The sequence below is a fragment of the Peribacillus asahii genome (genome assembly GCF_004006295.1).
Classification (GTDB): Bacteria; Bacillota; Bacilli; order Bacillales; family DSM-1321; genus Peribacillus; species Peribacillus asahii_A.
Genome location: NZ_CP026095.1, coordinates 2,329,563 through 2,344,208 on the forward strand (window position 1 = coordinate 2,329,563; position 14,646 = coordinate 2,344,208).

A 14,646-nucleotide genomic window follows, 5' to 3' on the forward strand; every position below is an offset into this window, starting at 1 on the left:
GAAGAAATCATACCAAAGAAGATTATTCCCCCTTCGATAATAATAAAAATGGTAAGCGATATATTAATCATACCCCACAGTATTAATTTCTTAAAACAACTAAGTAAATTGAAAAAAGTAAGCCAAATAATAATAAACTAAGTGAGATTTGTATAGTGAAAGTGATATTCCGACAAATTTTTTCATAAAAATACTCCTTTCTACTTTCCTGATGATAATAGAAACAAAAATTAATAGGAGTAAATGGAAAATCATTCAAAGTCGGCCGAGTTTTCACAATTTTCATAATCATTATTTACTAGGATATTATTAACTAAAATGAGTTAAAAGTCATTATAAATCTATAATTTTCCATATTTATAAAGTATTTGTAGTATAAAAGCTTCAGAAATATCTAATTTACTAAAATGTAATAATTTGTCTACAAATTATTACAGGTAGTAGTATATAATTAGACATATTTGGCATTTTTTTCACAAAATAAGAGGGTGTGATAAATAAAAATATTGTTTTCTGAATCTCTATATCTGTAATACTTGTTCTAGTAACAATAAATTAAAAGGGAGATGCTAAATTTGAAAAGAAAAATATTAGCCTTAGTAAGTATACTTCTATTATTTATTACATTTGTTCATCCGAAAATTGGTAATGCTCAAAGTATGAAATCATATCTTGTTGGTTTTAATAATATTGTTAATGAATCTCTTATTTCAAAACATGGTGGTAATGTAAAAGAAAAGTATAAATCTATACCAGTTGTATCTGCATATTTAACTGATCAAGCGGTTCAGTCTTTGGCAAATGACCCTAACGTTTCTTACATAGAGGAAGATGCACAAGTCCATAGTTTGGGTCAAGAGGTACCTTGGGGTGTACCACATATTCATGCGGATGATGTAAACCAACTTGGTGGAACTGGTTCGGGAGTTAATATAGCAGTTATGGATAGTGGTATTGATTATACTCATCAAGATCTTAATGTAGTCGGTGGAGCAACTTTTGTTAATGGAACGCTTAGTTATATAGATGAATATGGTCATGGAACGTTTGTTGCAGGTATTGTTTCAGCATTAAACAATGACCTTGGAGTTGTGGGCGTTGCTTCAGAAGCAAATTTGTATTCTATTAGGGTTCTGGATAAATACGGAAATGGAAATTTTAGTGATGTAATTTCTGGTATTGAGTGGGCTATTTCTAATAATATTGATATCATCAACATGAGCTTTGGAAGTAATATCGGCTCGAAGTCTTTAAAAAAGGCAATAGATAAAGCTTATAATGAAGGTATCCTTATGGTTGCTGCTGTGGGGAATGATGGATATAGTAAAAAAGGAAATGTTAATTATCCAGCTAAATATAAGTATGTTATGGGTATAGGTGCCATTGACCAAAATAATATAATTGCTGATTTTTCTAGTAACGGAAAAGAAGTAGATTTAGTTGCTCCTGGTGTCCTAGTCAACAGTACGTATATTAATGGGTATGCTATTCTTAATGGAACTTCTATGGCTGCACCATATGTTACGGGTGTTGCTAGTTTATTAATGCAATTAAACCCTGAACTTTCAAATATAGCAATTGAAGAAATTTTAAATCAGTCCGCTGAACCACTTGGTGACACAGATTTATACGGAAATGGACTAATCAATGCTTTAAATGCTTACCAATATTCACAAAATAATGTTAATAAGTTCAAATAAAATACTTTGATTGTTGATTTTGAATAAGCGTATTTGAAGAAGTTTTACTTCAAATACGCTTGTTTTTTAAGGCTCTGTTTAAATTAATGAGCAAACTTACAATAAATTGTTTCATTTCGATATGCTTATTCAACAGAATCACCACCAAATTGTTTGTAGGTGAAATCAATAGATTCCGCCCTATCAATTGCTATTTGTTTGAATTTTTTTGGTTCAACCCAATCTTCTGGTTTAAACTCGTCAATAGGTGCAACTTCCATTAGTACACTTGGATGCTTAGCTACTACATCTTTAACAATTTCAACATATTGCTTATAATAGGCTTCTTTTTGTTCTTGAGTTAATTCTAAAGGGGGACTGACGCAACATCTTCTTTATTGGTATTAGGTAAAGTTTCAACTTCTACATCTTGTCCATGAAATACATCTTCAGTTACTTTTACCTTTTCTTTCACCTGTACTTCTTCCTCTGATTCCTTATTTACACTACATCCTGTTAAAACGATAGCTCCAAGTAATACTCCTAGATACATAAATTTTTTCAACATTCACACCTCCATATAATTATTGTGAAACTATCCCTATATTAGTTTGTGGTGTTCAAAATCCAACTGCAATTAAACATGGTATACTTACATAATTTAATCGATTTTACCATTTTTTAATATTTAACATCTCAAAAAAAAGAAAATAAATTGAATTTTGTTGAACCAACCTGTCCTAAACAAGATTTTTCTTGAGATACTTCCTCTAGTAAATGGCTGGTTTAATGAAGTAACATGCAAGAGCATTATAAACATTTGACAACATAAAAATGAAAGATCCACATTATATTTTATCTGAATTCAACAACCTGTCTGTGTTTAGGTCAAGAAAAGTGAATATTAACTACTTATTTACTATCTCCTTTTATCTATTTTATCCATTACTATTTGAATAGGTGATTTAAATGACGGATACATTTTGTTTTTATTTATGGGACAATTCACTTGATCACTAATGTCTTTAATAAGATTTTTCATGTATTTAATACGTCCACTAGGAAAATAAAAAACAATTTCTTTTTTGGAGTTTCGTGGGATTTTCGCGAGGTACATAGGAATGGTATCATCAGGATGGAGTCGTTTAAATTTTTTTGGATTTTGTATTACCTCTAGCCACTTTATATAACGCTCAATTAATAAATGTGAAACAATTTTATTTAAAATATAATTTATGCTGCTTACATTACAATTAAAAAAATCAAATTCTTCCTCTCTACTAATAGGATTTAAAACTTCTTCTAGGTGTGTCATAAATGTTCCATGAAGAAATATACTAAATCGTTCTTTTATCCATTCAAAGTCATAGGTTTCGTGTACTTTTGTATGTATTTCTATTTCCCATGGTGAATCTATTCCCTCGCACTCCATTTTCCACCAAATAAATGCTAATGCATGAGGACAAACATCTCCGTTTTGACGTGCCTTATTGAATATTTCAACGCATTTCTTGTGGTCCCTAATAATATTACGTAATATAAATCTGCTTATAGCCTTATAAATAATTCTAGTTTGTTTATAAATCTCAAAGAAAAAACTATCAATTTTATGTTTTTCGTTGAATCTAAAATCTGAAAATTGGCGAGAATAAGCCTTTAAATAATTTTCCTTTAACAATCTATAATCATTTTTTATTTTTAAGATTCCTTTATTAGAGGAAATTTTAATTATTTCCTTACTTTTGGGAGATTTATCATAAAAGGCATGAATCATTAATTGGGGTATCATCGTCAAGTAATCAGTGTTATTAATAACAAAGTATTTTTTGTAATTATCAAAGGGGTAAATTAAATGATATTGATAAACTTTTTCGCGAGGTAAATTTAACCATGAATTTATGATTGTGTTTTGAATTTTAGGTTGATTTTTCCATGATAAAAATATAGATCTTATATTTTCTGAATCAAGAAAGTGATGACCGCAGCTACATCGGAAAGCCTCTTTAAATCCTTTATTAATAAGATATTCTGGCATTAATTTATTACATCTTACACACCTTTCAATTAACTTTTGTTCTGGATGAAAAGCACAGTGATCAAAAATTATCAGTTGGTGTAAAATACTATGATATCCTTTACTTAAACAAATTGGGCAATATGACAAATTAGAATGAAAATATTTACTTTCATACTTAATATTAGGGATTTTATGGATTAGTTTATCTACTAATTTTGCATGATACTCTTTTAGATCTATTCCAATAATCTTTTGACTTAATTCTGAATCAATGCTGAAAAAATAAATTAGATTTCGGTGGCTGCTGCCAGCATTTGAAATACTTTTTAATTGTTTCACATTTTCATTTCCGATTAATTCTAAAATAGTATTTCCATCAATAACATTAGCATAGCTAAACTTCTCTAATATTCCCCAAGGAGATTCGTAATCTTGGATCCATTCAATAGACCAATTAAAGTGAAAATTCATTATTTTTTGTTCTCCTTTAAATAGATTCTATGAAATCCTGATAACTTGAATTAATTATGATTTCTCTCCAATGTCGAATGGTAATCCATTCTAAGTTTTCACCATCAGAACCATATGTACGAAAAACGTCGTTAATGATATTCGTCATATAGTACATAGGAATTTCTATTTGAACGTTCTTCCGCATTTTTTGATGTACCTCTTCAAATACTGTCCAAATATCATCAACTGATCGAACTAACCGTTTTCCTTTTGAAAAACCCAAAGGAAAATAGTATCGTGTATAACTCCATTTACTATTAACAGGATATTCAGTAGCTTCATCATAACCCATTAGCAAGTAAGCCAAGTAATCTTTACTTATTATCCCTGTAAATTGATATTGATGTACCATAAAACGGCCAATTATTTGACGTTGCTTTGTTTCGGTCATTGAATTTCTTTTAAGCTTCAAATCGGATTGACCTATTAAAATTGATGTCAGTTTAATATCATATTTATCTAAGTCATTAAATATATCCATTAACCATTCATATTCAATTGTATTAAGACGTTGTGCATCATCAATAAATAATAGAACTTGTTTTCTTCTCGAATTCAATCCTGAACTTAATAGATATTGAAAAACTCTATTTCTTTTTTGAATCGCATTTCCTTTTTCATGTAATTCATGTTCTAAGTCTTTTAGTAAGTAACTAAAAAAAGCATTTTCATTTGGTCTTTGCATAGCCCGACAATTAAAAGAGAATATGGGCAATTTGATTTGATCATCTAAAGTAAAAAGTCTTTTTAAGTATTTAACTGCATATGTTTTACCTAAACGCGGATCCCCATAAATAATTGCACCGGGCAATTTATTCATAATCCATTTTTCAATAGTATTATATAAATTTACAATTGTGAGTGTATCAATGATATATTCATAGGTTTCAACTGGATGGGTCTGTGCTACTAAAATAGGTCTTTCAATGCTTAGTATTTGTTCAACATCCATTTTAGTCTATTCCTTTCCCATTATTGATTAAATGTTATCCGTTTTTTATTTAAATTTCTCAAATTGTGCGGTGAAATTGCTTTTTTATCAAATTCTAAATTACTGTCATCCAATATTTGTGAAGTTAGTTTGTCTTTATTATCATTCATATCTTTTATTTGAGTTTCTAAATTTGCAAGTTTATTCCTACTTGATTTGTTAGTAATAGCTTTTGTTTTTAAATGTTTATGAAAAACTTCAATAGGATCTTCATAATCTGATAAATAAAGCTCTCCAGTATTTCTTAATTTATTAATTTGCTTTCTAGTTTGTAACGTATGAGGCTGTAATGACCATTTTCCTTGAGCTATTAATATACCTAATTCCGAACCATCAGGTAAAAATGCTTTTACTGTTCTTAAATCCTTAGTATCAACTAATAATGTTAATTTTGTTTTCACTAAATGATAGCTATCTGATAATACATTATTTCGATACTTTACACCTTCATAATAGATATAAGGTCGTCTCCCTTTCTTTAAGTCACCAGAAATAACTCGTTCTATTTGGATTGTAGAAAAGCTAATATTTTCTGAAATAATTCTTGGATAAACCCCTTTTTCCAATCGTTGTTGCATAAGTTCTAGAGGTGTTAAATGATAAATACCACTTTGCGCAGTCCCATTTTGTTCGAATATAAGCACTTCTGCTAAATCCATTATTTCTTCATATGTGATTTCATACTTTTTCGCTTTTTGTTCTGGATTTTGCCTTCTAGGATCTTTGGGATTGTTACCTGTTGTGCTAATTATTCTTTGAAATCCATTTGCCTCAAGTAAATGGAACATTTTCTCAATGATTGGTCGTCTAGTAGGCGTAGCTACTGGTCCAATATTTATACTACAACCAATCATTCTTTTTAATTTTTCTTCTACTTGTTTAGCTAAATTTGCTTTAGCATTATCAAACGCTATTTCATCCCATACAGCATACTTTGTTTCTGCAATAACCTCTGAAGGGAATCCACCATGTTTAGGATATTTTAATCCTGTTATAACAAATTCTTTTGGTTTCCATGGTTTAATAGCATTTTCAATACAATTTAGAACATCATACTGGGAATACTCTTTATTTAAACAGATATGATAGCCTAAAATTGTTCTAGTAGCTACATCAACTATCATTAATAACCAAATGCGACTCATTTCTCGTAAAATTATATCTCCTTCTGGTGAAATAAATTTAATCGTCATGGCTGCGTCAATCTTATGTCCATCAAATTCAACTCTTTGAAATGGCCGAATAATATTTTCTGTTTTTTGTCCTTTGCCTGTTGTGTGATGCATTGTAGTTGCATCATTACCTTGATCTTTAATTATTGAGGACATATTTTTCATTCGAAAATTATTAATATACCTATATAATGCTCGTTTTCCTTGATCAGATGTATTAAAAGGATACTCTCCTGCTTCAGCCCTTATCCCTAATGAACGACAAGTTTTTAAAAATTCTCGATGTAAGTATTTCACTTTAATAATTGGTTCAGTAATATCAATATTTCTTCTTAAATAGTAGGTTTCAATGGTTGTTTTTAACTGGGGATAATCCTCTAATAATTTATTAAACGCTCCACTAAAATTAGATTCATCTGAAATAATATTTCCATCAGAAGTTTTTTCTCTTTTGTATGGCTTAATTCTTTTATTAGGTATCAATGCTCTATAACCATATATTTCATTATTTTCATCTAACATAAAACATCTATCAACTAACCTATATAATTCTGTTTTACTAACACCTGTACATTTATATATTTCTTTTAAAGAATGTTCTCCGTTTATATACATATCTACTGCTACTTTTCTTTTTTGAAACAGGAATTTATGATTATCAGATAACCTATCTTCTAATACAGCTGCCCATTTGGATGTATCTAAAAAATCAGGAGATAAATCAAAATATTTATCCAAAAGGGTTCTGTTTTTCATTTAATTTCACCTCTGTTTCATTACCTAACCTTACAATATCAATATTTGAAAACAGTATTTTTTTGTAAATAAGAATATAAATGATTTTTAATATTATATTTTTCATTATATTTGGATTTGAAATAAATATTTCTTGAAATGTATATGCTCCATTATAAATAGAGTTTATAACGCTCAGAATATCATTTGAAGGAATAAGATGACTATCTTTAAGATGTGGTAGTATTACTTTTTGATTTTCAAGTAAAATCACATTTGAACGGATATCTAATTCTGTTAATACGCGGTGTTCAACTCCGTTTACATCACACCATTCTCGTTGTATATTAATTTGTTTTTGAACTTTCTCAAATCTGGGGCTTGATGGTAGTAAATCACTAGAGTATTTTATTTCTACAAATTTTTCTGATTCATCTTTATATTGTATCCACATATCAAATATAGAAGAATGTTGCTTACCGTTATAAATACCATCAACTTTTAAAGGCTGTTCACAAAAATTCTCCACTAGATAATTTGTTTCAATTAAAACCCAATAATCATACTCAAGTGAACTACTTAGATATACATCTCTTTTTATTTTTTCACTGAAAGCTTTCCATCGATTGTTACCATATTTATTAATTGAGTTCATTACAATAGGTTTATACATCACGCACCCCCTTTTGCTAAAAAATACCATATTAAATTTATTCTCTACAATAAAAACAAATCCCTTTAAAAACTGAAAAATAGTTCTTACATTCTTGTCTCAATAACAAAAAGTTCTTATTTTCTTGTCAAAAATTTTTGACAAGAAAATAAGAACTTCAGAAGAATATATAAATAATAGTCACAATTACGGTGTCCTTACTTTCATGTCATTAATCAACACTTGTAAAAGGATAAAAAAGTTTTTAATCCTTATCTTGTGTTACTTTAGAACAATGTTTGATCAAATTAATACTAATAATATTGATGAACGAATAAAAAGAAAGAGCGTGTTTTAAAAAAGTTTGATCATTTTCTACTTGTGTTGCTCCACAATCGCGCCCAATTGTTGAAGATCAAAGGCTGTTGCAGTTAGCCCGTACTTATTTAACTCTAGCCCCCGTTAATGGAATAACATTTTTATCTTGCAGAGAAACCGTCTCTTGCTCCCAAATAAACTTCACTTAATCTATACACTGAGTTTACTAGACTTTAATATTCAGATGATACGATTGGTTTAGCAACGAATGAGGAGGCAGTATAAATGAATGTGCGTGCAATATTTATTGATATGGATGGTACACTACTAAAAGCCTCAAACTACATTTCTCGCCGAAATATGGAAGCCATTTATAGGCTCATTAATCAGGGAGTCAAGGTTTTTCTAGCCACTGGTCGACACTATGAAGTAACCGCTCCCTACCATAAAGAAATTGGATTACGGACTCCGATGATCTGTCTGAATGGTGCCGCTATTCACGCTGCAGAGACAGGAAGAGTTATGCAAATGCGAACCGTCCGATTGAACGAAGAACGATTTCACCATCTGACCGCTGAAAGTCCTTATAATGTTATTATCCATACAGCAAATGGGCTTTATTGTAAGGAAACAAATGAAGAAATCGATTATTGGACAAAAGTTGGGCAAATTCCGCCACGGTATATTGGAGATTTAAGACAGGCAAATTATCAAGATGTTCTTAAATATAGTGTTCGAACAGGTACATCAAGTCCTGAATTAACCGCTTTGTTTAAAAAGGAAGCAGAAGTCATCGATTGGAATGACGGGTTTGAGATAGTTGCTCCTAATGTTTCCAAATGGTCTGCTATACAAAGCTTACTTACCGAATTTGGAATTAGTCCAAATGAAGTCGTAGCCATTGGAGACGGACCTAATGATATAGAAATGCTTCGTCATGTCGGTATTGGTGTGGCAATGGGAAACGCTAGCGAAAAGGTTAAAGCATCCGCTGATATTGTTACAGGACACCACGAAAATGATGGATTAGCTGAGTTTATAGAACGTTATCTTCTTAAAACATATAAATCATATGCGATTTAGAATTCTTTTATAATGAATTTTTGTAATAAAAAATGACAGGTGTGATTCATACCTGTCATTTCAGTTTGTCAACAAACTGAAGCTTTTATATTAAAGAAGCTTTTCCTTCTTCCTATTCATTTTTTCATAATTCTACCTGTTCAAAAAGGTCCACTGCATAGGAGTTTTCTTTAACTAGCGGTCTGTTCACACATCGGTTCAAATTCACTTTATCTTGCAATTCCCTGAAATTATATGGTTAACAAAAAAATAATACAAATCACTACGAAGAAGCACCATATGCAGCGGGAATGAATTTTGGTCTTGAAGAGGTAGAACCTTTTTTAAAACATTTATCCTCCTCAATATTGGATTCAGGTTTTAATCAAGATGAAATCAATACTATTCAATCTGAAATTAACACAATGAAAGAAGACAACGAAGTAAAAGAAATTGGAACCTTTGATGTTATTTATAAAGGACAACCGACAAAAATACGGATTCAAGCTGAAATTCATATTGAGGATGTTGACAAAGAGGTTGTTCTATATATGTTTAGTATTCAAGAATTAGTTGACATCATAGATGAGGAAATGCTGAAAACTGAAGATGAACGAGAATTTTAAGCAAAAAGAGATGTTGTAAAGAACATATAGAATATTCCTACATGTTCATTTACAACAATCAGTCAGTAATTGATTTAAGTTTTGTAATAGTTCCATAATCTTATTTCTGTCGGTAGAGTAATAAACCTCTTTCCCTTCCTTACGTGATGACAGAAGTCCACCTCTTTTTAATATGGCTAATTGCTCGGAAGCCATGGATTGACTAATTCCCACTAATTCAGAAGCTTGATTGACCATTACTTCGCTTCTATCTATAAATAAAAACATAATCTCCTGTCTCTTTTCACTAGCTAGTGCTTTAAGGAATCCATGGATCTCTTCATTAATTAAATTTACTCTTCATTTAGCTTGAATTTTTTCTTTTTTTAACGACTTTATTATAAATAAAACAATTTTTTTGTCACTTAACATGAATACCACCTCCTAAATACATAAAATATATATTATTTTCTTTATTATGATTGATATGTAAAAAAATGTATTCTGACGAGGTTTTTCTCAAAATATGGTTGCTGTAAAAAGCAAGGCATGCCAAATAAGCCTGCAATAACTCATTTTTATTTATTCGAAATGAAAAGAAGCCAGTGAATGTAGCTTCTGAAGAACTACATTCACTGGCTTCTTTTAAGTTTTGTTTAATGAACATCTTGCCCAATTAAGAGGATTTGTTAGTGCTATATTGGTTTTGCAAATAAGTATAGCAACGCTTAGCCGCCGCTCTAGGTGCGGTTAAAATAGGAGTCGAACAAGTCACTTGATCGGCGATATGTTCCATACTGTACTGGGATAGTACAATGACATCCACTTTGCCTTCCATTTGATAAATCATTTCTTTTACTCGTTCATCATGTTTATCTTTTTTCCCTTGATAAAGTAAATGAATGAGTCCTGAATCTACGATAGATTCTACTTGAACATTCGCTTTTTTCTCTTGTAGATAACTCGTTAATGCAATGGGAGTTTCTCGTACGGTAGAAATTAATCCGATTCTCTCATAGACAAGTGCTTGATCTAGCATCGCTTCATCTGAACGAAATAGTTTTACTTTATAAAGAGGCTGCAAGATGCTAGTAATGTTATTAAAAGCGGAGCAAGTAAGCTGAATAGCATCGATTTCTGAAGAAGCAGCAATATTTAGAAGTGAAGAAAAACGGAGAATGATGTTTGGTGTAAGTGATCCCTCTTTCTCCATCATTGAAAGTAATTCAGTATCTAGTAAATGAATCAATTCAATATCTGGTGCTTCTTCGTGAAACGCTCTTTCAATTGGATCTAAAGATGCTTTTGTCGCAGAAATCAAAGCAACTTTCATGCAAAATCCCCCTTTTTGTTGTTATTTATATCCATTTTATCATAATCAATTAAATAAAATAGTATCTATCGTGGATATTATTGGTAGTTTTGTAAACTACCAAAGTATGTAAAGTAACATATTCGAAAACCAAAAGGAATCAACTGAGTAATCAAGATGATCAAGAACTGAATTTAAAAAAGTTAGATAAATAAAAGGACATTACATATTTTATATGACTATATGTAATGTCCTTTTTTATTAAACTAACGCATTTTATAGTTTAAGTACGCTGGTGCGGAAAATGGTGCAATACCTTGTCAGATTCCCCATTCCTAATTTTGTGTTAATAGAACAATTCTAATCATATTCTTATAAAAACAAAAAATAAGAAGGAGTGTAAAATTAGTTGATAAAAGCTAAGGTTCGTTTACGGCCCATTGTAAGTAAGATAAATTTACCCACTGTTTTGAAAACAACTATACTTCCGGGTGACTCAAAAGAAAGATTGTTTATTGCAACTCAGGTAGGAGAGATTTTTTACATAAGAGACGGAGTTATACGGACTTTTTTAGATATTCGTCCGCGAATCGTAAAACTAGGTGCTTCTGGTGGTGGATATGATGAACGGGGATTGCTAGGGCTAGCGTTTCATCCCGAATTTTATTATAACGGTCTGTTTTATCTTCATTATTCAGTAGCTGGAACACAAGGTCCAGGTGCTCTTTCTAAATCTTTTTCACCTAATCCGTGTGATCCAAAAACCTTAAACCTAAGGTGGCTAAATAGAGAAACTCAATATGATCATATTGATACAGTTGAAGAGTGGATTTTACCATCGAATGGTCAACCTCAAAAACGACGGACATTACTAAACTTAAGAAGACCATTTTCTAATCATAATGGTGTCAATAGCTTAAACTTTTCACCTGAAACCGGAAAACTTGTTTTAACCACCGGGGATGGTGGATCAGGCTATGATCCATTCAATTTAAGCCAGAATGATATGGAAATCGCCGGTAAAATAATTGAAATCGATGTAGGTAAGAATACATTTAACCAGAATCCCCCCGTAGTCACACGGTTTAATGAGCTTCCCGTACCTATTCAGGAGACACTTACGGTGATTGCCAAAGGGGTTCGAAATATACCGGGCATTTCATTTCAAAGGTTTTATAATCAATATATCAAATATGTGGGAAATGTCGGACAGGACTTGGTAGAATCCATTTTTTCATTCGGTCCGAATAAACCAATACCGGTTCCCCAGCTTGTTCAAGCTTTTTTAATGCAATCTGAAGCTGAACAAGCAGAATTTATTAACTTTGGCTGGCGGGCGTGGGAAGGTGTTTTCCCTACTCCGATTGTAAGGGGCTGCTCTGCCAATCCAACTTTGGATGAGAACACAATTGCCTATTACAATGAAGCAATAAAAACTTCAGTAAGGCGTCTTCAGCCTGTAACTAGTTATTTTCATAAAGATCCCCGACCCGATAAGTTTGGAGGAACTGCACTTACAGGAGTGCAAGCCTATATGGGGAATAGAATCCCCGCTTTAACAGGAAGTGTTGTATTTACCGATCTTGCCCGGAAGGAAGAATCGCAATCTCCTGTCAAAGGGGTTTTAGCTTATACTAGAATAAGAACAGATTGTAAATTAAATGATTTTAGTGTTATTGAAACCGATTATAATTTTGGATCTCAATCAGCTTATTATGTTAGTTTGGGAACGAATCTGAATCAAACCAAATTATATTTAGGGGTTTATGGTTCTATGAAAGTGACTGATTTTAACCAAGGCACTGTTTTTGAAATTGTTCCATGATTCATAGCTTTGAACTACTCCCCACTTCATTTTCTAACGGAAATTTGAAGTGGGAAATTCCTGCGAACACCATCTTCAGTTTTCATCTAAACAACAAATGAATCAAAATAAATTAAAAACCGGAAGTGTTCTTATTATATTCCTATTTTGATTCATTTACGATTCAAAAAGACTTAGAAACTCTCCATATCCCTTTTCCTGCAATTTATTTTTAGGAACAAACCGAAGTGCTGCAGAATTTATGCAATAGCGTGCCCTATCAGGACCAGGACCATCATCAAAAACATGACCAAGATGGGCATCCGATGCTTTTGCCCGAACTTCAATCCTCCTCATTCCATGAGAGGTATCAAATTTCTCCTCAAGCTCTGAACGTCGCAATGGCTTTGTAAAACTCGGCCATCCACAGCCTGCATCATATTTATCAATCGAACTAAACAATGGCTCGCCTGAGATAATATCAACATAGATTCCTTCTTCTGTATGATTCCAATACTCATTCTGAAAAGGCGGCTCGGTTGCATTCTTTCTTGTTACCTCATATTGAATCGGAGTAAGTTCTTTCCGTAATTCCTCATCGCTTTTTCGCTTTTTCCAATTCTCACGAATAAACTTGACGCGTCCAGAGCCTTCTTTATATAGATTATAGTGAAAAGGGTTCCTTTTATAGTAATGCTGGTGTTTTTCTTCTGCCTTATAAAAAGGCCCAGCCGGTAGAATCGCCGTAACAATTGGTTTCTTAAATCTCCCGCTCTCTGCAAGCTTGGCCTTAGAGGTCTCTGCTAGTATCCTTTGTTCTTCACTATGAAAAAAAATGGCTGTCCGGTACGATAATCCACGATCGTTAAACTGTCCTGCAGCATCTGTCGGATCAATTTGCTGCCAGAAAAGGTCCAATAGCTTTTGATAGGACATAACAGCGGAATCAAATGAAATTTGAACAGCTTCATAGTGTCCTGTTGTATCTGTGCACACTTCCTCATAGGTTGGATTTGCTTTATGGCCGCCTGTGTATCCAGAAATTACTCCTTTAACTCCTGGCAGTTCATCAAATGGTGATACCATACACCAAAAACAGCCTCCAGCAAAAGTCGCCAGCTCCAATGATTGAGACATAATACCATCTCCTTTCCGTCTATGTTACTTCAAGTATATATATTTCTCAAATTTTTAACTAATATGTAAAGTCCTTTCTTCTTAAACTAACGCACCCTAGAGTTTAACTACAATTTAACTCTCCTATCATTCAATAGATTCTTGTAAATTTTTAAGCGCTTCTAACAAATCTTTATATTTTTCCTTACCCATATCATTTTCAGCTTTTTCTTGTATTTGTAACCAAATAGGCGTTGCTTCTTCTAATTTAATAAGACCTATATCGGTTATCGAAATAGATTTTGTTCTTGAATCATTTTTATCTTTCGTAATGTTAACATAGCCACTTTGCTTTAGGATATTTACATTACGAGTAATAGTAGTTTGGTCAAGTAACATAATCTCTCCTAGCTTGCTAATTGAAATTTCTTTATGATGGGCAATGTTTACTAACATATAGTATTGGGTGACTTTTAAGCCAGTAGGCTGCATTTGCTTTTCATATATTTGAGTAACAATTCTTGCTGCTTTTCTAAGGTTCGCACAGGCACAAAATTGTATAATATAATCCATCTCATTATGTTTGTTATTCATAAAGCAGACTCTCCTTTCGAACCCATTCAAACTTAATAAATCCTTCACTATATTTTTATTAAGGTGGCATTCAATA

The 14,646-nt window shown here is 31.8% G+C and carries 14 protein-coding genes; 4 read left to right on the plus strand and 10 right to left on the minus strand.

Annotated features, from left to right (window positions below):
* Window positions 1-575: 575 nt before the first annotated feature.
* Window positions 576-1,700, plus strand: coding sequence for a S8 family peptidase (locus BAOM_RS11240; RefSeq protein WP_164853199.1), 1,125 nt, complete (start codon window positions 576-578; stop codon window positions 1,698-1,700).
* A 125-nt stretch (window positions 1,701-1,825) separates the two neighbouring features.
* Here the strand turns inward: BAOM_RS11240 and BAOM_RS25010 are convergent, their stop codons facing one another.
* From BAOM_RS25010 to BAOM_RS11265, 6 genes are all read right to left on the minus strand, one after another.
* On the minus strand, window positions 1,826-1,960 hold the full coding sequence (locus BAOM_RS25010; RefSeq protein ID WP_257467685.1) for a hypothetical protein: 135 nt from the start codon (window positions 1,958-1,960) through the stop codon (window positions 1,826-1,828).
* Between the two features lie 86 nt (window positions 1,961-2,046).
* Window positions 2,047-2,247: a hypothetical protein gene (locus BAOM_RS11245; protein WP_127760353.1), complete on the minus strand. Its 201-nt coding sequence runs from the start codon at window positions 2,245-2,247 to the stop codon at window positions 2,047-2,049.
* Window positions 2,248-2,598: 351 nt separating this feature from the next.
* Window positions 2,599-4,167 (minus strand): hypothetical protein, encoded by a 1,569-nt coding sequence (locus BAOM_RS11250; RefSeq protein WP_180319835.1) that lies wholly within the window; start codon window positions 4,165-4,167, stop codon window positions 2,599-2,601.
* Between the two features lie 16 nt (window positions 4,168-4,183).
* Window positions 4,184-5,161: an ATP-binding protein gene (locus BAOM_RS11255; RefSeq protein ID WP_127760354.1), complete on the minus strand. Its 978-nt coding sequence runs from the start codon at window positions 5,159-5,161 to the stop codon at window positions 4,184-4,186.
* A 20-nt stretch (window positions 5,162-5,181) separates the two neighbouring features.
* Window positions 5,182-7,128 carry a hypothetical protein gene (locus BAOM_RS11260; RefSeq protein WP_127760355.1) on the minus strand — a complete coding sequence of 649 codons (1,947 nt, stop codon included), beginning with the start codon at window positions 7,126-7,128 and terminating at the stop codon, window positions 5,182-5,184.
* The gene (locus tag BAOM_RS11265; RefSeq protein ID WP_164853200.1) at window positions 7,103-7,780 is read right to left on the minus strand and encodes a TnsA endonuclease N-terminal domain-containing protein; all 678 of its coding nucleotides are present in this window, start codon (window positions 7,778-7,780) and stop codon (window positions 7,103-7,105) included. Before BAOM_RS11265 ends, BAOM_RS11260 begins: the two co-directional genes overlap by 26 nt.
* Window positions 7,781-8,362: 582 nt before the next feature.
* On the opposite strand from BAOM_RS11265, the gene BAOM_RS11270 reads away from it, so the two are divergent.
* Both BAOM_RS11270 and BAOM_RS11275 read left to right on the plus strand, forming a co-directional pair.
* A complete protein-coding gene (locus BAOM_RS11270; protein ID WP_127760357.1) occupies window positions 8,363-9,160 on the plus strand; it encodes an HAD family hydrolase in 798 nt (265 codons plus the stop codon).
* A 290-nt stretch (window positions 9,161-9,450) separates the two neighbouring features.
* Window positions 9,451-9,765, plus strand: a complete 315-nt coding sequence (locus BAOM_RS11275) for a hypothetical protein (RefSeq protein WP_252282382.1) — start codon at window positions 9,451-9,453, stop codon at window positions 9,763-9,765.
* Window positions 9,766-9,810: 45 nt separating this feature from the next.
* Here BAOM_RS11275 and BAOM_RS11280 read toward each other — a convergent pair whose 3' ends face one another.
* Both BAOM_RS11280 and BAOM_RS11285 read right to left on the minus strand, forming a co-directional pair.
* Window positions 9,811-10,092 carry an ArsR/SmtB family transcription factor gene (locus tag BAOM_RS11280; protein ID WP_306821310.1) on the minus strand — a complete coding sequence of 94 codons (282 nt, stop codon included), beginning with the start codon at window positions 10,090-10,092 and terminating at the stop codon, window positions 9,811-9,813.
* 328 nt (window positions 10,093-10,420) lie between these two features.
* A complete protein-coding gene (locus BAOM_RS11285; protein ID WP_127760359.1) occupies window positions 10,421-11,077 on the minus strand; it encodes a hypothetical protein in 657 nt (218 codons plus the stop codon).
* Between the two features lie 388 nt (window positions 11,078-11,465).
* Here BAOM_RS11285 and BAOM_RS11290 point away from each other — a divergent pair, with 388 nt between their 5' ends.
* Complete coding sequence (locus tag BAOM_RS11290; RefSeq protein ID WP_127760360.1) at window positions 11,466-12,881, plus strand: PQQ-dependent sugar dehydrogenase; 1,416 nt, start codon at window positions 11,466-11,468, stop codon at window positions 12,879-12,881.
* 156 nt (window positions 12,882-13,037) lie between these two features.
* Here the strand turns inward: BAOM_RS11290 and msrA are convergent, their stop codons facing one another.
* Both msrA and BAOM_RS11300 read right to left on the minus strand, forming a co-directional pair.
* Complete coding sequence (msrA, locus tag BAOM_RS11295) at window positions 13,038-13,997, minus strand: peptide-methionine (S)-S-oxide reductase MsrA (RefSeq protein ID WP_127760361.1); 960 nt, start codon at window positions 13,995-13,997, stop codon at window positions 13,038-13,040.
* Window positions 13,998-14,123: 126 nt separating this feature from the next.
* Window positions 14,124-14,570: a MarR family winged helix-turn-helix transcriptional regulator gene (locus tag BAOM_RS11300; RefSeq protein WP_127760362.1), complete on the minus strand. Its 447-nt coding sequence runs from the start codon at window positions 14,568-14,570 to the stop codon at window positions 14,124-14,126.
* Between the last annotated feature and the right edge of the window lie 76 nt (window positions 14,571-14,646).

Bases quoted from the DNA above. Each gene is read 5' to 3' on its own strand.
- BAOM_RS11265 (WP_164853200.1), bottom strand. From the start codon at position 7,780: ATGTATAAACCTATTGTAATGAACTCAATTAATAAATATGGTAACAAT.
- BAOM_RS11260 (WP_127760355.1), bottom strand. From the start codon at position 7,128: ATGAAAAACAGAACCCTTTTGGATAAATATTTTGATTTATCTCCTGAT.
- BAOM_RS11285 (WP_127760359.1), bottom strand. From the start codon at position 11,077: ATGAAAGTTGCTTTGATTTCTGCGACAAAAGCATCTTTAGATCCAATT.
- BAOM_RS11255 (WP_127760354.1), bottom strand. From the start codon at position 5,161: ATGGATGTTGAACAAATACTAAGCATTGAAAGACCTATTTTAGTAGCA.
- BAOM_RS11250 (WP_180319835.1), bottom strand. From the start codon at position 4,167: ATGAATTTTCACTTTAATTGGTCTATTGAATGGATCCAAGATTACGAA.
- BAOM_RS11245 (WP_127760353.1), bottom strand. From the start codon at position 2,247: ATGTTGAAAAAATTTATGTATCTAGGAGTATTACTTGGAGCTATCGTT.
- BAOM_RS11300 (WP_127760362.1), bottom strand. From the start codon at position 14,570: ATGAATAACAAACATAATGAGATGGATTATATTATACAATTTTGTGCC.
- BAOM_RS11275 (WP_252282382.1), top strand. From the start codon at position 9,451: ATGAATTTTGGTCTTGAAGAGGTAGAACCTTTTTTAAAACATTTATCC.
- BAOM_RS25010 (WP_257467685.1), bottom strand. From the start codon at position 1,960: ATGGAAGTTGCACCTATTGACGAGTTTAAACCAGAAGATTGGGTTGAA.
- BAOM_RS11270 (WP_127760357.1), top strand. From the start codon at position 8,363: ATGAATGTGCGTGCAATATTTATTGATATGGATGGTACACTACTAAAA.
- msrA (WP_127760361.1), bottom strand. From the start codon at position 13,997: ATGTCTCAATCATTGGAGCTGGCGACTTTTGCTGGAGGCTGTTTTTGG.